The organism is Streptomyces sp. NPDC002701 (assembly GCF_042889045.1).
GTDB lineage: Bacteria > Actinomycetota > Actinomycetes > Streptomycetales > Streptomycetaceae > Streptomyces.
The window spans coordinates 882,316-902,351 of record NZ_JBIAQL010000001.1; the positions used below are offsets into that span (position 1 = coordinate 882,316).

A 20,036-nucleotide genomic window follows, 5' to 3' on the forward strand; every position below is an offset into this window, starting at 1 on the left:
GCCCCCCGGGGGGGGGGTTGTCCCGCGGCCCCCCCCCCACCCCACCACCCCCGGGGGGGGGCGGGGGGGGGCGCGCCGGCCCCGGGGGGGGGGGGGGGCCCCCCCCCCACGGCCCCACAGACGGCCCAGGAGAGCGCACCAGCCGCTCTGACCCGGGGCGACATCACACGTCGTAGTAGAGCTCGAACTCGTGCGGGTGCGGACGCAGCTGCAGCGGCGCGATCTCGTTCGTGCGCTTGTAGTCGATCCACGTCTCGATCAGGTCGGACGTGAACACGTCGCCCGCGAGGAGGAACTCGTGGTCGGCCTCCAGGCGGTCGAGGACGGCCGGGAGCGAGGTCGGGACCTGCGCGACGCCCGCGTGCTCCTCGGGAGCCAGCTCGTAGAGGTCCTTGTCGATCGGCTCGGCCGGCTCGATCTTGTTCTTGATGCCGTCGAGGCCCGCCAGCAGCAGCGCCGAGAAGGCGAGGTACGGGTTGCCGGAGGAGTCGGGCGCGCGGAACTCGACACGCTTGGCCTTCGGGTTCGACCCGGTGATCGGGATACGCATGGCCGCGGAGCGGTTGCGCTGCGAGTACACCAGGTTGACCGGGGCCTCGAAGCCGGGGACCAGGCGGTGGTAGGAGTTCACCGTCGGGTTGGTGAAGGCCAGCAGCGACGGGGCGTGCTTGAGGATGCCGCCGATGTAGAAGCGGGCGGTGTCCGACAGGCCCGCGTAACCGGCCTCGTCGTAGAACAGCGGGTCGCCGTTGGCCCAGAGTGACGAGTGGATGTGCATGCCCGAGCCGTTGTCACCGAAGATCGGCTTCGGCATGAAGGTCGCGGTCTTGCCGTTCCGCCAGGCCACGTTCTTCACGATGTACTTGAAGAGCTGGAGGTCGTCGGCCGCGGCGAGCAGCGTGTTGAACTTGTAGTTGATCTCGGCCTGGCCGGCGGTGCCCACCTCGTGGTGCTGGCGCTCGACCTGGAGACCGGACTTGGCCAGCTCCAGGGAGATCTCGGCCCGCAGGTCGGCGAAGTGGTCGACCGGCGGGGTCGGGAAGTACCCGCCCTTGTAGCGGACCTTGTAACCGCGGTTGTCCTCGACGGCGCCGGTGTTCCAGGCGCCGGCCTCGGAGTCGATGTGGTAGAACGCCTCGTTCGACTTCGTGTCGAAGCGCACGCTGTCGAACACGTAGAACTCGGCCTCGGGGCCGAAGAACGCGGTGTCGGCGATACCGGTCGACGCGAGGTACGCCTCGGCCTTCTTGGCCACGTTGCGCGGGTCGCGGGAGTACTGCTCGCCCGTGATCGGGTCGTGGATGAAGAAGTTGATGTTGACCGTCTTGTCGCGGCGGAAGGGGTCGACGCGCGCGGTGGACAGGTCGGCGCGGAGCGCCATGTCGGACTCGTGGATGGCCTGGAAGCCGCGGATCGAGGACCCGTCGAACGCCAGCTCCTCGGCCGGGTCGAAGGACTCCGCCGGGATCGTGAAGTGCTGCATCACCCCCGGAAGGTCGCAGAAGCGGACGTCGACGAACTTGACGTCCTCGTCCGCGATGAACTTCTTGGCCTCGTCGGCGTTCTGGAACATCCAGCTCCTCCTACTCCCGCCCACTTCGGACCGGGGTGGTAGTTCGTTCGTGCAGCCAGTGCGGTGGCACACGCTGAGCCCGACCTTAAGGACGGGTGATTTCTCCAGCGTGACCCATTTGTTTCGCCCAAGTTAACCGGACGAGGTCCGGTGTACCCCGACCGTCCGCATGCCAAAACGGCCGCAGTACCGTGGACGGGTGGACAACAGGCAAGCAATCGGATCGTGGCTCTCCGGACCCCGCGCGGCCGCGGAGGACGCCGGTGCCGACTTCGGATACCGCGGGGAACAGCTGGGCCTGCCCGAGTCGGGCCCCGGCTCGATCGCGCGCCCCGGCAGGCGCCTGGGCGCCCTCGTCGTCGACTGGGGCCTGTGCACCTTGATCGCATACGGCCTGATCACCGACGGCTACGGCCAGGCGACCGGGAACTGGGCCCTGCTCATCTTCTTCGTCGTGAGCGTCCTGACCGTCGGCACGATCGGCTTCACCCCGGGCAAGCGGCTGTTCGGCCTGCGGGTCCTCGCCCTGGACACCGGCACGGTCAACCCCCTGCGCGCCCTGCTGCGTACGGTCCTGCTGTGCCTCGCCCTGCCGGCCCTGATCTGGGACCGCGACGGACGCGGGCTGCACGACCGCCTGGCCCGCACGGCCGAGGTCAGGATCTGACCGGTCCGCCGACCGCAGACCGCCGCCGCCGTATACCCGCGCGCGGGCGTGGGGCACCGGGAGCAGGGCCGTTCGGGTGCCGGGCGTCGGGTTCTGACGTAAGGGCGGGTGCGGGCACGGGGGCGGGTGCGGACATGAGGACGGGGCGCCCCGGAACCGTCGGTGATTCCGGGACGCCCCGTTCCAGTTCAGCCCGGGGGCGGCGTCAGCGCATCTTTCCGCCGCGCGGCATCCGCATGCCCTTGGGCATCGGGCCCTTCGGGAGCGGCATGTTGCTCATCAGGTCGCCGAGGGCGCGCAGCCGGTCGTTGGTCGCGGTGACCTGCGGGCCGGTCAGCACCCTCGGGAGCTTCACCATCGTCGTGCGGAGCTTCTTCAGCTCGACCTGGCCCTCACCCGTGCCGACGAGGATGTCGTGCACCGGCACGTCCGCGACGATGCGGGCCATCTTCTTCTTCTCGGCGGCCAGCAGGCTCTTCACCCGGTTCGGGTTGCCCTCGGCCACCAGCACGATGCCGGCCTTGCCGACGGCCCGGTGGACCACGTCCTGGCTGCGGTTCATCGCCACGGCCGGGGTCGTCGTCCAGCCGCGCCCGACGTTGTCGAGCACCGCCGCCGCCGCGCCCGGCTGGCCCTCCATCTGCCCGAAGGCCGCCCGCTCGGCCCGGCGCCCGAAGACGATCGCCGACGCGAGGAAGGCGAGCAGGAGGCCGAGAATGCCGAGATAGATCGGGTGACCGATCCAGAAGCCGATCGCGAGGAAGACACCAAGGGTGACGATTCCGACAGCCGCGAGTACAAGACCGATCTTTTTGTCGGCCTTGCGGGTCATCTTGTAAGTCAGGGCGATCTGCTTGAGCCGCCCGGGGTTCGCAGCGTCCGCTGCGGGTTCCTTCCTCGCCATGCTCAGAAGTCTACGGGTCGGGGGAAGCGGCGACGACGGCGGTGCCGGGCTCAGTGGTGTGCGAGGAAGGACTGCTCCAGGACGCGCTGCGCCTCGACCCGGTCCTTGGCGCGGCGGCGGTCCTCCAGGACGGAGGTCCAGGCGTTGCGCCGGGCGGTGCGCTGGCCACTGCTCAGCAGCAGGGACTCGACGGCACGGAGTGCATCGGTGAACGACGGAATCGCTGTGGCGCGTACGGGCGCGGCCTGCATGATGGGAGTCCCCCCTCGGGACGGCGGCTCTGGCTAGGGGTCTACGGGGTGTAGAACCAGGGTCACTGAATGGTGTTACCAGGGCGTGACCGACCGGTCAAACGCCGGTGAAGCCTTGCTGTGCAGGGCCGAAACCCCGACACGGCCCCGAGATGGCCCTCATCTGCGAGGACGGTCGGGACCGTGTCGTACCGGCCATTACCCGTCAGTAGCTTCTTGTGCGGAGGTTCACACGCCGGGGCGGCACCGAGTGCCAACCGGAACGGCGGCGAGGGGCACCCGGTGCGCGCCCGGCGACCGTGTCAGACGGCCTGCGAGGCGACGTACGAACCGCGCTTCTCCACGGCCATCTGGTACAGGCGTCCGGCCCGGTACGAGGAGCGGACCAGCGGGCCCGACATGACCCCGGAGAAGCCGATCTGCTCGGCCTCGTCCTTCAGCTCCACGAACTCGTGCGGCTTCACCCAGCGCTCCACGGGGTGGTGGCGTACGGACGGGCGCAGGTACTGCGTGATGGTGACCAGCTCGCAGCCCGCCTCGTGGAGCTGGCGCAGGGCCTCGCTGACCTCTTCGCGGGTCTCGCCCATGCCGAGGATCAGGTTCGACTTCGTGACCAGACCGTAGTCGCGGGCCTCCGTGATGACCTTCAGCGAGCGCTCGTAGCGGAAGCCCGGGCGGATGCGCTTGAAGATGCGGGGGACCGTCTCCACGTTGTGCGCGAAGACCTCCGGGCGGGAGGAGAAGACCTCGGCGAGCTGGGCCGGCTCGGCGTTGAAGTCCGGGGCCAGCAGCTCGACCTTGGTCCGGCCCTCGGCGCGGTCCGCGGTCTGCCGGTGGATCTGGCGGACCGTCTCCGCGTACAGCCAGGCGCCGCCGTCCGCCAGGTCGTCGCGGGCGACGCCGGTGATCGTCGCGTAGTTCAGGTCCATGGTGACCACGGACTCGCCCACGCGGCGGGGCTCGTCGCGGTCCAGCGCCTCGGGCTTGCCGGTGTCGATCTGGCAGAAGTCGCAACGCCTCGTGCACTGGTCGCCGCCGATGAGGAACGTGGCCTCGCGGTCCTCCCAGCACTCGTAGATGTTGGGACAGCCCGCCTCCTGGCAGACCGTGTGCAGGCCCTCGCTCTTCACGAGGTTCTGCATCTTCGTGTACTCGGGGCCCATTTTCGCCCGGGTCTTGATCCACTCGGGCTTGCGCTCGATGGGGGTCTGGGCGTTCCGGACCTCCAGGCGCAGCATCTTGCGTCCGTCGGGTGCGACTGCGGACACATCGGCTCCCTGTAGCTTCGATTCTTCGGCGTACACCAGGGTACGCCCGTGCGGTTCTCGGCCCCCGAGGTGGGCAACCTTCGGGAACGGGGGTGCATTCCCGGGGGTCTTCTTTCGCCCCAGCCGCCCCTACCCATTCCCGTCACTGACTCGGGGGTTAGCCCCCGAACCCCCGGTCCTCAAACGCCGGACGGGCTGGAAGATCCAGCCCGTCCGGCGTTTGAGGACGAGCGCGCAGCGCGACAGGGGGTCTGGGGGCGCAGCCCCCAGGGTCGGGACGGGAAGGGGCGGCGGGGGCGGAAAACGTTCCTACACGGCGACGGCCCGCGGCCGGAGTTCCGCGTTGCCGAGGACGTCCGCCAAGTGCCGCTCGGCCACGGGCAGCACCTCCGCGATCGTGACGTCACGCCCCAGCTCGTGCGCGAGCGACGTGACCCCCGCGTCCCGGATCCCACAAGGGATGATCTTGTCGAAGCTCGACGTGTCCGGGTTCACGTTCAGCGCGAACCCGTGCATCGTCACGCCCTTGGCCACCCGGATCCCCATGGCACAGATCTTGCGGTCCTCGCGCCGCTGCCCGGCGTTGGAGGGCGCGTACTCGGGCCCGTTCAGCCGCGGGTCGAACTCCTCGTCGGCCAGCCGGGGGTCGAAGTCGAGGGACAGCCCGCCGAGGGACGGCCGCCGGTCCACCGGGTCGCCGAGGACCCAGACGCCGGCCCGCCCCTCCACCCGGCTGGTCTCCACGCCGAACTCCGCGCAGACGCGGATCATCGCGTCCTCCAGCCGCCGCAGATGGGCGACGACGTCCACCGGGCGCGGGAGCTTCTGGATCGGGTAGCCGACCAGCTGCCCCGGACCGTGCCAGGTGATCTTCCCGCCCCGGTCCACGTCCACGACGGGCGTGCCGTCGAGGGGCCGCTCACTGTCCGCCGTGCGCCGGCCGGCCGTGTAGACCGGAGGGTGTTCGAGGAGCAGACAGGTGTCGGGGATCTCGTCCTGGAAGCGGGCCGTGTGGACGCGGCGCTGCTCGTCCCAGGCTTGCTGGTACTCGACGGCTTCCGCACCGAAACCCATGCGGACGAACCGCAGCTCACTCACGGCAAGCGCCTCCCTGCAAGAGATGTAAGGCCATGACGGGCCCTGGTAAGGCTCATAACTGCCCCAAGCAACTGTACGTCCGCCCGGCGTGCGTCAGCCCTGGGGGCAATCCTCACACGATCGGATGAATGCGCGTCGAAGTGTGCGATCGGGTGCTTACGGACCGCTACATTCGCGCCGTTCACGAGGCTAATCAGGGCTGCTCATCGCATGGCGGCCGACCCTCGCCCGGGCCTGCCCGTACAGGCCCCCAGCCCGGAAGGCAGGAGTTCGCACCGCAGATGACGGAACGACCCGCGCAGCGCACCCCCAACCGTCAGCTCGCCGCACTTATCGCAGAAGCGGGGTTCTCCAACGCGGGGCTCGCCCGACGAGTGGACCAGCTCGGCCTCGAACACGGTCTCGATCTGAGATACGACAAGACATCAGTGACCCGCTGGCTGCGTGGGCAGCAGCCACGGGGCACCACCCCCGCCCTGATCGCCGAGGTGTTCACCCGCCGCCTCGGCCGCCGGCTCAGCGCACAGGACCTCGGACTCGACGCCTGCGCGCCCGTGTACGCGGGCCTCGAGTTCGCCGCCACACCCGAGGAGGCCGTCGACATCGTCGGCGGGCTGTGGCGCAAGGACTCGGGAAGCCACGCCGAGCTGCGCAAGATCGCGTTCACCCCGGCCGGGCTCGTCGTGCCCAGCCGGGACTGGCTGATCGGCCGGGCCGACGACCGGGTGGGCCGCGGCGACCCCGGTACCGCGCGCATCCCCGTACAGGGCCGTCCGGCCCCCGTACGGCTCCCTGCCGTGCCCGAGCAGGGGAGGCAGCCGTCCAGACAGCGCGCGGCCGCCGAGCGCGGTCCCGGACAGCGGGTGACTGCGGGCGACATCGCCGCCCTGCGCTCGGTCGGCGAACTCTTCCGCACGCTCGACAACACGTACGGCGGAGGGCATGCCCGGCAGGCCCTCGTGCGGTACCTGGAACACGAGCTGGAACCGATGCTGCGCGGCACGTACGGCGAGCAGACGGGGCGCCGCCTGTTCGCCGCGGCGTCCGACCTGACCCGGCTCGCCGGCTGGACCTCGTACGACATCGCCGCGCACGGACTGGCGCAGCGGTACTTCGTGCAGGCGCTGCGGCTGTCGCAGGCGGCGGCCGACCGGGCGTACGGCTCCTACGTGCTCGTGACGATGAGCCGGCAGGCCGTCTACCTCGGGCACGGCCGGGAGGCGGTGCAGCTGGCCCGGGTCGCCCAGCAGGGGGTGGGGTCCTCCGCGCCGCCCGTCGTCCAGGCGCTGCTGTACGCCGTCGAGGCACGCGGCCACGGGGTGCTCGGCGAGGTGCGCGCGGCCACGGCCTCGCTGGTGCGGGCCGAGCGGTCCCTGGAGACCGCCCGGCCGGGGGACGAGGTCCCGTACTGGGCGCGGTTCTTCGACGAGGCGCAGCTCGCGGACGAGTTCGGGCACTGCCACCGGGATCTGCAGCAGTACCGGGCGGCCGCGCAGCACGCCGAGCGCTCGCTGCAGCTGCGTGCGCCCGGGTACGCGCGCAGCCGGCTGTTCTGCCGGGTCGTCCTCGCCTCGGCCCGGCTCGGTCTCGGCGAGCTCGACCAGGCGTGCCAGCTGGGGGCGGAGGCGGCGGCGCAGGCGGCGGAGATGCGGTCGGTGCGGGCGCTGGAGTATGTGCGCGACTTCGAGCGGCGGCTGGAGCCGTATCGGGACGCGGCGCCGGTGCGGGGGTATCGCGACAGGGTCGCGGCACTCGGCTGAGCGCCGGGCGAGGAGGTCTCGCGTTCGGGTGCGGCGCCGTCGTGGCTTGTCGCGCAGTTCCCCGCGCCCCTGAGGGGCGCGGTCGCGGGCCCCTGCCCTGGAAGGAGCGGGCGCGGTTTCGCGTGAAGAAAGACGTTGTTCGCCGGGGTGTGAGGGGGTGGAGGTCCTGCCCCGCGTCGGGACCTCCACCCCGGTTCCCGGGGGTTACGCGGCCGTGGGGGTCGGTAACGGGGTCGCCCTGGGCGGTGCGGTGAGGCCGAGGTCCGTCAGGAGGGCCGTGGCCGCCCGGTGGCCCGAGTGCAGGGCGCCCTGAACCGTGCTGGTGTCCCGGTGGTCGCCGCACACGTACAGGCCCGCCAGCAGCCGGACCGGGCGCCGCAGGTCGTGCGGTGGCACCATCGCCGGGACGGCGTCGGGCGTGTGGTGGACCGCGAGCAGCTCCCAGCGGTGCGTGGCGGTGCCGTAGAGGACGGCCAGCTGCGCGCGTACCGCCCGGTCCGTGTCCGCGGGCGGTGCGCCCAGGATCGTCGAGGAGATCAGAGCGCGGCCCGCGGGGGCGCGGGACGGGTCGACCTGGCTGATGACCGCGGTGTGGGCCACCGGGCCCCGCCGGTCCGCGTCCAGGAGCAGCGCCGCCTCCGTCAGCGGCGGCTCGTCCGCCGTGTGGTGCACCACCGTCACCGGATGGCACGGCGGCAGCCGCAGGCCCGGCAGCAGCCCGGCGGCGGCGCGGGCCCCCGTCGCCACCAGGACGGCCCGGCACCGCAGTTCACCGTGTTCGGCCGTCGTCACGGACGTGGTCGACACGGAGGTGACCCGCACCCCGGTACGGACCGTCCCCGGTGGCAGCGCACCCGCGAGCAGCTCCGGCAGGGTGTCCGCGCCGCCCTCGGGGACGCACAGCCGCCCCGTGGCGAAGGCCCGGAGCGCGAGGTCGGCGCACCGGCTGGACGTCGTGAGCTCCGGGTCGCAGAGCAGCGCCGCCAGGAGAGGCCGCAGGAAGCCCTCGACCGTACGGGCCGGCATGCCGCGAGCCGCGAGCGCCCGCCCGGCGGGCCGCTCGGCCCGGGCCAGCAGCCGCTCCACGGGCACCGTCGCGATCCGGCCGAGGGCCGCGGCCAGCCGGGCCTGGTCGAGTGCGCCCCCGAGCGGGGGAAACGCCCGTGACACGGGCGGGGCGACGGGCGTGGCCCACGGCCGGGCCCGTCGAGGGGGGCTCATGAAGGCGCGTGCCGCATCGAGTGCGCCCCTTGTGCCCCCGGCGCTCGCGGGCTCACCCGCCCGGTGCACCCGCCCCTCGGCGTGGACGAGGACCCCGGGGGCGAACGGGCGCAGGGTGAGGGCGTCCAGCCCGGGGGTCAGCCGCAGTTCGGGATACGACGTGAAGAGGAGCCGGCCGATCCGGTCGAGACGGAAGCCGTCGACCTTCTCGGTCGTCATACGGCCACCCACGTGCGGGGCGGTCTCCAGGACGACGGCCGTCACACCTGCGCTGTTCAGCCGGTGGGCGGCCGCGAGTCCCGCGACCCCGGCCCCCACCACGACGACATCCGCCTGATACGCGGGCTCATGCACGTGCCCCTCCTCGAGGTCGCGCGACTGTTGGGGACGTCATGCCCCCAACGGGCTTCCGGAACAACCGAGTTCGGGCCGAGGGTAGGGCCGGGGCCGGTCGGGGGAAGTCGCGCGCGGACCGGGCACGGTCGCACGCCGGTCGCATGCGGTCGGGGCGGCCGGCCCGGGGCGTATGCCCGGGCCACCTGCCCGGCCAGGGAGGGGAGCGGCGCCGGCGCCTACGCCCCGGCCGCCCGGACCGCGTCCTCGATGCCGGGGAACGCGAAGGCGAAGCCCGACTCCAGCAGCCGGCTGGGCAGCACGCGCTGGCTGCCCAGCACCTCCTGCGCCATCTCGCCGAGCACGGCCCGCAGCACGGGCGCGGGCACCGCGAAGAGGGTGGGCCGGTGCAGGACGCGCCCCATGGCCGCCGTGATCTCGCGGTTGGTGAGCGGTTCCGGGGCCGTCAGGTTGAAGGGCCCGGACAGTGACCCGGAATCGAGCAGGTGCCGCAGCGCGGCCACGTGGTCGTGCAGCGCGATGTAGCTCCAGTACTGCCGTCCGTCGCCCATCCGGCCGCCGAGTCCCGCCTTGAACAGCGGGAAGAGCCGCCCCCAGGCGCCGCCCTTCGCGGCCACCACCAGTCCGGTCCGCGCGAAGACGGTCCGTACGCCGGCCTCCTGCGCGGGAGCCGCCGCCTCCTCCCACTCCGCGCACACCGAAGGCAGGAACCCGTCCCCGGGGGGTGAGTCCTCGTCCACGGCCCGCTCGCCGGTGTCCCCGTAGAAGCCCAGGGCGCTGCCGTTGAGGAAGACCCGCGGCGGCCGGTCCAGGGTCGCGACGGCCTCCGCGAGCGTGGCGGTGCCGAGGACCCGGCTGTCCCGGATCGTCCGCTTGTACTCGTCGCTCCAGCGGCGGTCGCCGATGCCGGCTCCCGCCAGGTTCACCACGGCGTCACAGCCGGCGAGCCCCGCCGCGTCGACGTACTGCCGTCCGGGGTCCCACTCCACCTCGTCGTCCGCCCGGGGTGTACGGCGCACCAGGCGCACCACCTCGTGCCCGTCCGCGGTCAGTGAGCGCACCAGAGCCGTACCGATGAGGCCGGACGCGCCGGCCACGGCGATTCGCGAAGCTTCCATGACTCCATCCTGCGTCAGTCCTTGCGGGAGCAGCGCGCCGAGGGCGCTCGCGGCCGGGGGCGGGGTCCGGTGCGCCGGATCTAGAGTGACCTCATGTCCGAGCCGTACATACGCCCCGCAGTGCCCGACGACGAGGAGACGCTGGGCCGTCTCGACCGCGCGGTGTGGTCCTACCGGCACGCGGTCAGGCCCCCGGAGCAGCCGCCGTACGAGCCGTTCTTCACCGAGCGCTTCGGGCCCCGCGACCATCTGGTGGCCGAACTGGGCGGGCGCGTCGTCGGCTACGTACGGATCGGATTCCCCACCCCGCTCGCCTCCAACGCGCACGTACGGCAGATCCAGGGCCTCGCCGTCGCCGGGGAGGCCCGCGGCGAGGGTGTGGGCCGTGCGCTGATCCGCGCCGCCGTCGCGGAGGCCCGCCGCCAGGGCGCACTCCGGATCACCCTGCGCGTCCTCGGCCACAACACACCCGCCCGCAAGCTGTACGAGTCGGAGGGCTTCGTGGTTGAGGGGGTCCAGCCGGAGGAGTTCTGCCTGGACGGCACGTACGTGGACGACGTCCTCATGGGACGCAGGCTCTGAGCGTGCGACGCGGGCGTTGCGCAGGGGGCTAGGAGGTCTGCGGTTCCCCCAGGAGCCGCATGCCGCCCGTCAGTTCGCGCAGGCAGCGCACGGCGAGCTGCGCGGGAGAACCGGGGCCCTCCAGGCCGGCGTCGGACTCGGCCCAGGTCTCCAGGGCGACCCGGATCGCGTCCGTGGCGGCCGCGGCGGCCAGCCGGACCTCCAGCGGGTCGGCGCCCTGCCCGGCCAGCCGCGCCACGACGGGCACGAGCTTGTCCTCGGACTCCCGGTTCACCCGGTACCAGACCGCGCGCAGCGCCGGATCCTGGCCGGCGGCCCGCAGCAGACCCCGCGTCCAGCGCATGCCCTCCGCCTTGGCCTCGTGCGGGACGGTCAGGGACTCGGTGACGGCCGACTCCAGCGCCACACGCAGCGCGGTGCCGGGCTCCGCCCTCGCCAGCCGCTCGCGCCAGTGGTCGCCGCCGACCGCGAGCAGCGGGCCGACGGCGTCCTGCTTGTTGCGGAAGTAGCGGTAGAAGGTGCGCAGCGCGACGCCCGCGCGCACGGCGATCTCCTCGGCCGTGGTGCCGTCCGGGCCGCGCTCGGTGAAGAGCTCGGCGGCGGCGAGGGCGATGTCGAACTGGGTCGCCGCCTTGCGGCGCTCGGTCAGCGACGGTGTCCTGGTCGCTGCGGACGGCTTCGTACTCACCCAAGAAAGCGTACGTCCAAGGCCCCCGGGCCCCGCCCCACCCGACCGCCACACCCGCCGGCCGAACGGGCGGGCGCCCCGCCGTGCCGGACGGGCCGTGCCGGGCGGACGGGCGGTGTTCCGCCGTGGCCCGGACGGGCGGGTGCCCGCTGTGCCGGGAGGGACGTGCCGGGCGGTCGGGCGGTGTCGCGTCGTGCCGGTCGGACGGGTCGCGCCAGGTCGGACGGGCCGCCGCCGGTCGGACGGGCGGGTGGTGTCCCGCCGTGCCTGGGCGGGCGGTGTCCCGCCGTGCAAGGCGGGTCGTGCCGGGCGGGCGGGAGCCCCGTCGTGCTGGGCGGGGCGTGCCGGTCAGGTGGGCGGTGGACCGGTTGGCGGTCAGGAGGAGACGAGGGCGCCCGTGTCCACCGGTGAGGAAGTCCTCGTCGCTCGTGCCGCGTCGGTCGCGACCTCGTCGGCGGTCAGTACGTAACCCGTCTCCGCGTCGCTCGTGGAGCGGGCGAAGACGACGCCGAAGACCTTGCCGTCGGTGGTCAGCAGGGGCCCGCCCGAGTTGCCGGGACGGACCGTGGAGCGGACCGAGTAGATCTCGCGGGTGACCAGGCCGGAGCCGTAGATGTCCTGGCCCTTGGCGTTGATCCTGCTCGCGACCGTCGCCGCCTGGAGGTCGAGCCCGCCGTCCTGCGGGTAGCCCGCGACCACGGCCGCGTCGCCGCGCTTCGCACTCGTGTCGAAGGGCAGCACCGGGGCCTTCAGCCCCGGCACGTCGAGCACCGCCACGTCCTTGTCCGGGTCGAAGAGGACGACCTTCGCCTCGTACGCCCGGCCCGTGCCGCCCACCCGCACGGTCGGGTCGTCGATGCCCGCCACCACATGCGCGTTGGTCATCACGCGCTCGGCCGCGTACACGAACCCGCTGCCCTCACGGCCCTGGGTGCCCACGGCACCCTCGACCTTCACCGTGGAGCGCTGCGCGGCCCGCGTGGCGGCCGGGGTGACGCTGTCTCCGGACGGCTCGGCGACCTCGGCCGTCGGCTCGTTCTCGAAGGGGTTGAAGACCTGCGGGAAGCCGGCCTCCGTGAGCGCCGAGGTGGCGTGCGAGAACCAGCCCGGGGTCGTCTCCGGCATCGTGTCCTGCACCGCGCCGAGCAGCGCCGAGTCACGGATGGACTTGGTGACGACGGGCGAGGCGGACGCGCCGAGGACGCTCGCGGCCACCCACGCCACGAGCAGCACGGCGACCGTGTTCGCCGCGGCGCCGCCCACTCCGTCGGCCACCCGCAGGGGGCCCTGGTCCAGCTCGCGGCGCAGCTTCAGCGCCAGCCGCCCCGCCAGCTCGTGGCCCACCGCGGCGGGCAGCAGCACCGTGAGCACCGCCGTGACCGTCGCCGCCGTGGTCCCCGACTCCACCAGGTCCATCACCCAGGGCAGCACCCACACGCCGATGACGGCACCGCCGACGAAGCCGGCCAACGAGACACAGCCCGCCACCAGTCCGCGCCGGTAGCCGGACGCCGCGTACACGACGATGAAGAGCAGCAGCAGGATGTCGAGCAGGTCCACGGGGCAACCTTTCTCTTGGGCCCCTCAATACGCGCCGGGCGGGCCCGGTGATCAGGTACGCGCGCGTGGAACCGGCTGTTCGGCACACGTGCGTGGACCTGTAGAAACGTCCCGGACCGGGGCGTTGGTTCCACCGGGTGGCACACCACACATCGCGGGCACCCCGGCTGTCCCGGAGAGTGGGTCCCATGTGCGCCCACCGGCCCGCGCGTCCGCCGTTCCTGACCCGCATACCCCGCCGTCTGCGGGTCGCGCTCACCTGCGTCCCCGGTCTCGCGGCCGTCGCCGGGCTGGTGCTGTGCGGCGTGGGGATCGACCGGACGGCGGGCGGCCCCGGGCCCTCCGCCGCGGCCCGGGCCACGGTCGGGCACACCGCCCCCAGGCCGCCCGTCGTCCCCAGGGAACGCTGGCTGGGCGACGCGTCCGTCACCCAGGCGCCCACCCGGTACGCCGACCGCGTGTCCGCCGTCTTCGTGCACCACACCGACTCACCGAACGACTACGACTGCGCCGACGCCCCGCGCATCATCCAGTCCCTGTACACGGGCCAGGCCGGCGTCCGGCACTGGGACGACATCGGCTACAACTTCCTCGTCGACCGCTGCGGCACCGTCTACGAGGGCCGGGCGGGCGGCCCGGACCGGCCCGTCGTCGGCGCCCACACGCAGGGCTTCAACGTCGGGACCACGGGCATCGCCGCGCTCGGCACCTTCACCGCGGGCGTGGCCGTCCCCAGGGCGATGACCGACGCCATCGCCGCCGTCGCCGCCTGGAAGCTGGGGCTCTCGGGCATCGACCCGCGCGCCCCCGTACGGCTCGTGTCCACCAACAGCCTCAGCAGGTACCCGGCGGGCACCCGCGGCACGTTCACGGCCGTCTCCGGCCACACCGACGGCTACTGGACCGCGTGCCCGGGGGCCGCCCTCATGGCCCGGCTGCCCGGGATCAGACACCAAGCGGCCCGCCTCCAGGGCCGCCGTTGACGGCCGTCGGCGGCCGGGAAGTCCGCTCAGGTCGGGTCAGTCCGCGAAACGGTCCCACAGCCGCGGGAAGCGTTCCGCCAGCAGCGACTGGTTCTCCAGGTCGAGCGGGGTGCCCAGCGGCTCGGGAGAGGCCGCCGGGATCCCCAGGTCGGGGGCGACCGTGCCGGTGAGCTGCTCGTACGCCTCGTCCGCCGCGTACCCCAGCTCCTCCGCGTCCCCGTCTACCTCGTCGTCGAAGTCCGTCAGCAGATCGGCCAGCTTGTCCGGATCGTGCACGGCGCCCTCGTACGTCTCCCGGCCCTGGCCGATCAGCCAGCAGCGGAAGAAGTCGAAGGCGTCGTCGCTCGCCCCGTCGAGCAGGATCCAGGCGGCGCCCCACAGGTCCCAGGTGTAGGCGCGGTTGTAGCGGGCCTCGAAGTGACGGGCGAAGTCGAGGACCATCTCGGGGTCCAGCCGCAGCAGCCGTTCGACGAGCAGGTCGGCCTGCTCCTCGGGGTCCCCCTCGGCGGCCTCGCGGGTCGCGTCCACCAGCTCCCAGAACTCCGTCTCGTCCATCACGGGACAAGCATCGGGCCTGTACCCGGCCCGCGCACCCGGGGACGGACAGATCGTTATGCGCGCACATGCCCGCGGAAAGTCCGACAGGAGGTGTCGTCTTTCCGCGGGATGCTCGGTCCATGGAGAGAGCACAGGAAGCAGCACAGGGGAAAACGGGACCGCTCGACGGGAGGATCGCCCTGGTCGCGGGTGCCACGCGCGGCGCCGGACGGGCCATGGCGGTCGAGCTGGGACGGGCGGGGGCCACGGTGTACGTGACCGGACGCACCACCCGGGACCACGTCAGCGAGGTCGGCCGGAGCACCGAGACGATCGAGGGGACGGCCGAGCTGGTCGACGCGGCCGCCGGCGCCGCGGGCCGGGGGATCGCCGTACCGACGGACCACCTCGAACCGGAGCAGGTGCGCGCGCTCGTCGACCGCGTCGACCGGGAGCAGGGCCGTCTCGACATCCTCGTCAACGACGTCTGGGGCGGTGACGTCCACCTGGACTTCACGGTCGAGAAGCAGCCAGACATGTGGGAGATGGACCTCGACAAGGGGCTGCGGATCATGCGCCTCGGCATCGAGTCGCACCTCGTCACGAGCCACTGCGCGCTGCCGCTCCTCGTCCGCCGTCCCGGCGGTCTGCTGGTCGAGGTGACCGACGGCACCGAGGAGTACAACCGGCGCTACCGCAAACCGCTGTTCTACGACCTCGCGAAGACGGTCCCGATCCGGATGGCGTACGACCTCGGGGAGGAACTGAAGGAGTACGGCTGCACGGCGGTCTGCATCACCCCGGGCTGGCTGCGCTCGGAGGCGATGCTCGACACCGCGTTCGAGGTCACCGAGGAGAACTGGCGGGACGCCTGCGAGCAGGCACCGCACTTCGCGATCTCCGAGTCGCCCACGTACATCGGGCGGGCCCTGGTCGCGCTCGCCGCCGACCCCGGGGTGGCCCGCTGGAACGGGCGGTCGCTCTCCAGTGGCGGTCTCGCGCAGGAGTACGGCTTCACGGACGTCGACGGTTCCGCGCCCGACGCCTGGCGCTACCTGCTGGAGGTGGAGTCACAGGGCAAGCCCGCGGACGTGACGGGCTACCGGTAGCCCCTGACCAGGCCGGTCAGCCCGGGTCGCCGTAGTACGCGGCGGTCCGGGCCGCCGCTTCGGAGAAACGTTTCCTTAGCTCGGCCGGTTCCAGGATCTCCGCCTCCGGGCCGAGGGAGAGGAACTGGGTGTACGCGACGTCGTACGACTCGACCGGCAGCGTGAGGGTGACGCGGCCCCGGTCGTCGGGCGGGCCCGCCTCGGCCAGGGCCTCCTGTGCCGAGAGCGGGTCGACGGTGTGCTTCAGCCGCCGCGCGCCCGCCTCGGTGAGCCGCACCACGACCGTGGCCCGCAGGAGCGAGCGCGCGAACAGTTCGGCCTGCTCCGCCCAGAAGGCCGGCAGGTCGAAGGTCTCGTCGCGCTCGAAGCGCCCGTCGTCCGCCGCCGCCTCGACGGAGGTGAACCGGTCGAGGCGGTAGACCCGGAAGGAGCCGGGGCCGGTCACGCGGGCGCACACGTACCAGACGCCCGCCTTCAGGACGAGCCCGTACGGCTCCAGTTCGCGCTCCACGTCGGTCTCCCCGCGGCGGTAGCGCGCGGTGATCCGGCGGTCGTCCCAGACCGCCTCCGCGACCGCCGGCAGCAGTACGGGGGTCTGCGGCTCGGCGAACCAGGCGGGGGCGTCCAGGTGGAAGCGCTGGGCCGCGCTGCGGGAGGCGTCCTTGAGGGACGGCAGCAGGGCGGCGGACACCTTCAGGCGGGCGGCCGAGGCGGCGTCCTCCAGGCCCATCTCGCGCAGCGCGCCCGGTACGCCGGACAGGAACAGGGCCTCGGCCTCGCTCCGGGCGAGTCCCGTCAGCCGGGTCCGGTAGCCGCCGACGAGACGGTATCCGCCGGTGCGGCCGCGGTCCGCGTACACCGGGACGCCGGCCTCCGACAGGGCCTGCGCGTCCCGCGTGATCGTCCGCTCGGAGACCTCCAGCTCACGGGCCAGCTCGGCGGCGGTCATGGAGGGCCGGGTCTGCAGAAGCAGCACCATCTTGATGAGCCGGGCAGCGCGCATGCCTCCCATGATGCCGGTGGCTCCGCCGGGTGGGCGGGGTGGGGTGGGCGCGGGTGCGTGGTGGGCTGCGGCGCCGTCGTGGCCGTTCGCGCAGTTCCCCGCGCCCCTGAGGGGCGGGGACTGCGGGCATGTGGTGGGCTGCGGCGCCGTCGTGGCCGTTCGCGCAGTTCCCCGCGCCCCTAAGGGCGAAAAGCCGGGGCGCAGCCCTGCTTTTCAGGGGCGCGAGGAACTGCGCGCCCAGTCACGCACGGCCCGCAGTCGACGGCCGGTCTTTCAGGGGCGCGGGGAACGGCGCGATCGGCCACGTTCGGCCCGCAGTCGACAGCCGGTCTTCCAAGGGGCGCGGGGAACTGCGCGAGCGGGACCCGGCCGGCCCGCAGGTGTGGGTCGGCCGGGGCGGAGCCCTGTAGGACCTACAGGCCGTACCTTTCGCGGGCTTCCTTCACGGCGGAGGCCGGCACCTCACCCCGCCGCGCAAGCTGCGCGAGCGCCGCGACGACGATCGACTGCGCGTCGACACCGAAGTGCCGGCGAGCCGCGACCCGGGTGTCGGACAGACCGAACCCGTCCGCACCGAGCGACGACCAGTCCTGCTCCACCCACTGCGCGATCTGGTCGGGCACCTGCCGCATGTAGTCGGAGACGGCGAGCACGGGCCCCTCGGCCCCCTGCAGCGCCTGCCGGAGGAACGGCACCCGCTCCTCGCCCCGCAGCAGCGCCGCGTCCGCCTCCAGCGCGTCCCGCCGCAGCTCCGTCCAGGACGTGGCGGACCAGACGTCCGCCGCCACACCCCACTCCCCGGCGAGCAGCTTCTGCGCCTCCAGGGCCCAGTGGATCGCCGTACCGGAGCCGAGCAGCTGGATCCGCGCGGCGTTGGCGACGGGCGACAGGCCCGCCGACTCCGCCGTGTTGAAGCGGTACAGCCCCTTGACGATGCCCTCGTCGACACCGAGCCCCGCCGGCTTCGCGGGCTGCGGAATCGGCTCGTTGTAGACGGTGAGGTAGTAGAAGACGTTCGGGTCCTCGCCCGGCGCCGGCTCGCCGTACATCCGCCGCAGACCGTCCTTGACGATCGTGGCGACCTCGTACGCGAACGCCGGGTCGTAACTCAGCGCGGCCGGATTCGTCGCCGCGATGACCGGCGAGTGCCCGTCCGCGTGCTGCAGGCCCTCGCCCGTCAGCGTCGTACGGCCCGCCGTGGCGCCGACGAGGAAGCCGCGCCCGAGCTGGTCGGCGAGCTGCCACATCTGGTCGGCCGTGCGCTGCCAGCCGAACATCGAGTAGAAGATGTAGAACGGGATCATCGCTTCGCCGTGCGTGCTGTACGCGGTGGACGCGGCGATGAAGTCCGCCATGGAACCGGCCTCGGTGATCCCCTCGTTGAGGATCTGGCCGTCCTTGGCCTCCTTGTAGTACATCAGCTGGTCACGGTCGACCGGCTCGTACGTCTGGCCCTTGGGCGAGTAGATCCCGAGGGACGGGAAGAGGCTCTCCATGCCGAAGGTGCGCGCCTCGTCGGGGACGATCGGCACCCAGCGCTTCCCGGACGTCTTGTCGCGGACCAGGTCCTTGACCAGGCGTACGAAGGCCATGGTCGTCGCGACGTTCTGCGAGCCGGAGCCCTTGTCGAAGGCCGCGAACGCCTTGTCGGCGGGGGCGGGCAGGGGCGCCAGCGGGTGCGTACGGCGGGCCGGGGCCGGACCGCCGAGGGCCGCGCGGCGCTCCTGGAGGTAGCGGACCTCGGGGGAGTCGGCGCCCGGGTGGCCGTAAGGGACCACGCCGTCGACGAAGTCACTGTCCTTGATCGGCAGTTCCAGCAGGTCGCGCATCTGCTTGAACTCGTCCGTCGACAGCTTCTTCATCTGGTGGTTGGCGTTCTTCGACGCGAAGCCCGTACCCAGGGTGTGACCCTTGACCGTCTGGGCCAGGATGACCGTCGGAGCGCCCCTGTGCTCGACGGCGGCCTTGTACGCGGCGTACACCTTGCGCGCCTCGTGCCCGCCGCGGGACAGGTGGAAGCACTCCAGGATCTTGTCGTCGCTCAGCAGCTTCGCCAGCTCGACGAGCGCCGGGTCGGCGCCGAAGAAGTCCTGGCGGATGTAGGCGGCGTCACGGGTCTGGTACGTCTGCACCTGCGCGTCCGGGACCTCACGGAGGCGGCGGACGAGCGCGCCCGTGGTGTCGAGCCGGAACAGCTCGTCCCAGGCGTTGCCCCACAGCGACTTGATCACGTTCCAGCCGGCGCCGCGGAACTGCGCCTCCAGCTCCTGCACGATCTTGAAGTTCGCGCGGACCGGACCGTCGAGGCGCTGCAGGTTGCAGTTGATGACGAAGGTCAGGTTGTCGAGGCCCTCGCGGGCGGCCAGGGCGAGTGCCGCCGTCGACTCGGGCTCGTCCATCTCGCCGTCACCGAGGAACGCCCACACGTGGGACGCCGAGACGTCCTTGATGGCGCGGTTGGTGAGGTAGCGGTTGAAGCGGGCCTGGTAGATCGCGGAGAGCGGGCCGAGGCCCATCGACACCGTCGGGAACTCCCACAGCCAGGGCAGCCGGCGCGGGTGCGGGTACGACGGGAGGCCGTTGCCGCCCGCCTCCTGGCGGAAGTTGTCGAGGTGCGTCTCGTTCAGGCGGCCGTCGAGGAAGGCGCGGGCGTAGATGCCGGGGGAGGCGTGGCCCTGGATGTAGAGCTGGTCGCCCGATCCGTCGGCTTCCTTGCCCTTGAAGAAGTGGTTGAAGCCCGTCTCGTAGAGCCAGGCCGCGGAGGCGAAGGTGGCGATGTGGCCGCCGACGCCGTGTTTCGCGCCCCGGGTGACCATCGCGGCCGCGTTCCAGCGGTTCCACGCGGTGATCCGGCGCTCCAGCGCCTCGTCGCCGTCCACGGTGGGCTCGGCGGCGGTCGGGATGGTGTTGACGTAGTCCGTCTCCAGCAGCTTGGGCAGCGCGAGACCGTTGCCCTCGGCGCGCTCCAGGGTGCGGCGCATCAGGTACGCGGCACGGTGCGGCCCGGCCGCCCGGGTGACGGCGTCGAGGGAGGCCCGCCATTCGGCGGTCTCCTCGGGGTCGCGGTCCGGGAGCTGGTCGAGCTCGCTCGGCTGGATTGCGGTGGGGTCGGTCATTGCGCCGCCTTCCGGATGCGGAGGGGGTTCCCTCGTCGGCAAGGGGTTCTACGGGGGTTGCCCTTGGTCTTTGGCAGGACAGGGCGGCGGGCTCGTGTGGAAGCCCGCCGATGACAATAACTCCCTGATCGATGATCGATCAAAGGGTTCAAGGCAAAACCTCTTGATCACGAGAAAGTAGGCACGGCGTGCCTTCGCCACAGGCACGGGGTGCCGCGTCGTCGCAGGTGAGACGGGTCTTCGA

At 72.5% G+C, this 20,036-nt stretch carries 17 protein-coding genes; 5 read left to right on the forward strand and 12 right to left on the reverse strand.

The features are described from left to right. Positions 1 to 163 precede the first annotated feature (163 nt). Positions 164 to 1,573 carry a type I glutamate--ammonia ligase gene (gene glnA / locus ACFYXC_RS03750; RefSeq protein ID WP_388924713.1) on the reverse strand — a complete coding sequence of 470 codons (1,410 nt, stop codon included), beginning with the start codon at positions 1,571 to 1,573 and terminating at the stop codon, positions 164 to 166. Between the two features lie 199 nt (positions 1,574 to 1,772). Between glnA and ACFYXC_RS03755 the strand changes: the two genes are divergently transcribed. Beyond that, complete coding sequence (locus ACFYXC_RS03755; protein WP_388924710.1) at positions 1,773 to 2,240, forward strand: RDD family protein; 468 nt, start codon at positions 1,773 to 1,775, stop codon at positions 2,238 to 2,240. 205 nt (positions 2,241 to 2,445) lie between these two features. Here ACFYXC_RS03755 and ACFYXC_RS03760 read toward each other — a convergent pair whose 3' ends face one another. The 4 genes from ACFYXC_RS03760 to lipB all read right to left on the reverse strand — a co-directional run bounded on the left by ACFYXC_RS03760 (position 2,446) and on the right by lipB (position 5,761). After that, a complete protein-coding gene (locus ACFYXC_RS03760) occupies positions 2,446 to 3,144 on the reverse strand; it encodes a DUF4191 domain-containing protein (RefSeq protein WP_189776609.1) in 699 nt (232 codons plus the stop codon). Between the two features lie 50 nt (positions 3,145 to 3,194). Then, entirely contained in the window at positions 3,195 to 3,395 is a 201-nt protein-coding gene (locus ACFYXC_RS03765; RefSeq protein WP_388924705.1) for a hypothetical protein, read from the reverse strand. Positions 3,396 to 3,697: 302 nt separating this feature from the next. Then, positions 3,698 to 4,663 (reverse strand): lipoyl synthase, encoded by a 966-nt coding sequence (gene lipA / locus ACFYXC_RS03770; RefSeq protein ID WP_388924702.1) that lies wholly within the window; start codon positions 4,661 to 4,663, stop codon positions 3,698 to 3,700. A gap of 309 nt (positions 4,664 to 4,972) precedes the next feature. Beyond that, positions 4,973 to 5,761 (reverse strand): lipoyl(octanoyl) transferase LipB, encoded by a 789-nt coding sequence (gene lipB / locus ACFYXC_RS03775; RefSeq protein ID WP_388925013.1) that lies wholly within the window; start codon positions 5,759 to 5,761, stop codon positions 4,973 to 4,975. 281 nt (positions 5,762 to 6,042) lie between these two features. Here lipB and ACFYXC_RS03780 point away from each other — a divergent pair, with 281 nt between their 5' ends. Then, a complete protein-coding gene (locus tag ACFYXC_RS03780; protein WP_389546441.1) occupies positions 6,043 to 7,521 on the forward strand; it encodes a regulator in 1,479 nt (492 codons plus the stop codon). A 204-nt stretch (positions 7,522 to 7,725) separates the two neighbouring features. On the opposite strand, the gene ACFYXC_RS03785 is transcribed toward ACFYXC_RS03780, so the two are convergent. Both ACFYXC_RS03785 and ACFYXC_RS03790 read right to left on the reverse strand, forming a co-directional pair. Further along, positions 7,726 to 9,096 (reverse strand): NAD(P)/FAD-dependent oxidoreductase, encoded by a 1,371-nt coding sequence (locus ACFYXC_RS03785; RefSeq protein ID WP_389546444.1) that lies wholly within the window; start codon positions 9,094 to 9,096, stop codon positions 7,726 to 7,728. A 218-nt stretch (positions 9,097 to 9,314) separates the two neighbouring features. Continuing rightward, entirely contained in the window at positions 9,315 to 10,214 is a 900-nt protein-coding gene (locus ACFYXC_RS03790) for a TIGR01777 family oxidoreductase (protein WP_389546447.1), read from the reverse strand. Positions 10,215 to 10,307: 93 nt separating this feature from the next. Between ACFYXC_RS03790 and ACFYXC_RS03795 the strand changes: the two genes are divergently transcribed. Then, positions 10,308 to 10,796, forward strand: a complete 489-nt coding sequence (locus ACFYXC_RS03795) for a GNAT family N-acetyltransferase (RefSeq protein ID WP_389546450.1) — start codon at positions 10,308 to 10,310, stop codon at positions 10,794 to 10,796. A 28-nt stretch (positions 10,797 to 10,824) separates the two neighbouring features. On the opposite strand, the gene ACFYXC_RS03800 is transcribed toward ACFYXC_RS03795, so the two are convergent. Then, positions 10,825 to 11,484: a TetR family transcriptional regulator gene (locus ACFYXC_RS03800; protein ID WP_388925034.1), complete on the reverse strand. Its 660-nt coding sequence runs from the start codon at positions 11,482 to 11,484 to the stop codon at positions 10,825 to 10,827. Between the two features lie 375 nt (positions 11,485 to 11,859). Beyond that, a complete protein-coding gene (locus ACFYXC_RS03805) occupies positions 11,860 to 13,044 on the reverse strand; it encodes a MarP family serine protease (protein WP_389546454.1) in 1,185 nt (394 codons plus the stop codon). 188 nt (positions 13,045 to 13,232) lie between these two features. On the opposite strand from ACFYXC_RS03805, the gene ACFYXC_RS03810 reads away from it, so the two are divergent. Then, positions 13,233 to 14,027, forward strand: a complete 795-nt coding sequence (locus ACFYXC_RS03810) for a peptidoglycan recognition protein (protein ID WP_389546457.1) — start codon at positions 13,233 to 13,235, stop codon at positions 14,025 to 14,027. Positions 14,028 to 14,063: 36 nt separating this feature from the next. On the opposite strand, the gene ACFYXC_RS03815 is transcribed toward ACFYXC_RS03810, so the two are convergent. After that, positions 14,064 to 14,582: a DUF4240 domain-containing protein gene (locus ACFYXC_RS03815; RefSeq protein ID WP_388925149.1), complete on the reverse strand. Its 519-nt coding sequence runs from the start codon at positions 14,580 to 14,582 to the stop codon at positions 14,064 to 14,066. 122 nt (positions 14,583 to 14,704) lie between these two features. Between ACFYXC_RS03815 and ACFYXC_RS03820 the strand changes: the two genes are divergently transcribed. After that, entirely contained in the window at positions 14,705 to 15,673 is a 969-nt protein-coding gene (locus ACFYXC_RS03820; protein WP_389546460.1) for an SDR family oxidoreductase, read from the forward strand. Between the two features lie 16 nt (positions 15,674 to 15,689). Here the strand turns inward: ACFYXC_RS03820 and ACFYXC_RS03825 are convergent, their stop codons facing one another. Further along, complete coding sequence (locus ACFYXC_RS03825; protein ID WP_389546463.1) at positions 15,690 to 16,676, reverse strand: helix-turn-helix transcriptional regulator; 987 nt, start codon at positions 16,674 to 16,676, stop codon at positions 15,690 to 15,692. A gap of 413 nt (positions 16,677 to 17,089) precedes the next feature. Continuing rightward, positions 17,090 to 19,792, reverse strand: a complete 2,703-nt coding sequence (gene aceE, locus ACFYXC_RS03830) for a pyruvate dehydrogenase (acetyl-transferring), homodimeric type (protein ID WP_389546465.1) — start codon at positions 19,790 to 19,792, stop codon at positions 17,090 to 17,092. Between the last annotated feature and the right edge of the window lie 244 nt (positions 19,793 to 20,036).

Coding starts and splice junctions, on each gene's coding strand:
- glnA (WP_388924713.1), bottom strand. CDS start 1,573: ATGTTCCAGAACGCCGACGAGGCCAAGAAGTTCATCGCGGACGAGGAC.
- ACFYXC_RS03760 (WP_189776609.1), bottom strand. CDS start 3,144: ATGGCGAGGAAGGAACCCGCAGCGGACGCTGCGAACCCCGGGCGGCTC.
- ACFYXC_RS03765 (WP_388924705.1), bottom strand. CDS start 3,395: ATGCAGGCCGCGCCCGTACGCGCCACAGCGATTCCGTCGTTCACCGAT.
- ACFYXC_RS03780 (WP_389546441.1), top strand. CDS start 6,043: ATGACGGAACGACCCGCGCAGCGCACCCCCAACCGTCAGCTCGCCGCA.
- ACFYXC_RS03790 (WP_389546447.1), bottom strand. CDS start 10,214: ATGGAAGCTTCGCGAATCGCCGTGGCCGGCGCGTCCGGCCTCATCGGT.
- ACFYXC_RS03795 (WP_389546450.1), top strand. CDS start 10,308: ATGTCCGAGCCGTACATACGCCCCGCAGTGCCCGACGACGAGGAGACG.
- ACFYXC_RS03810 (WP_389546457.1), top strand. CDS start 13,233: ATGTGCGCCCACCGGCCCGCGCGTCCGCCGTTCCTGACCCGCATACCC.
- ACFYXC_RS03815 (WP_388925149.1), bottom strand. CDS start 14,582: ATGGACGAGACGGAGTTCTGGGAGCTGGTGGACGCGACCCGCGAGGCC.
- ACFYXC_RS03820 (WP_389546460.1), top strand. CDS start 14,705: ATGGAGAGAGCACAGGAAGCAGCACAGGGGAAAACGGGACCGCTCGAC.
- ACFYXC_RS03825 (WP_389546463.1), bottom strand. CDS start 16,676: ATGCGCGCTGCCCGGCTCATCAAGATGGTGCTGCTTCTGCAGACCCGG.
- aceE (WP_389546465.1), bottom strand. CDS start 19,792: ATGACCGACCCCACCGCAATCCAGCCGAGCGAGCTCGACCAGCTCCCG.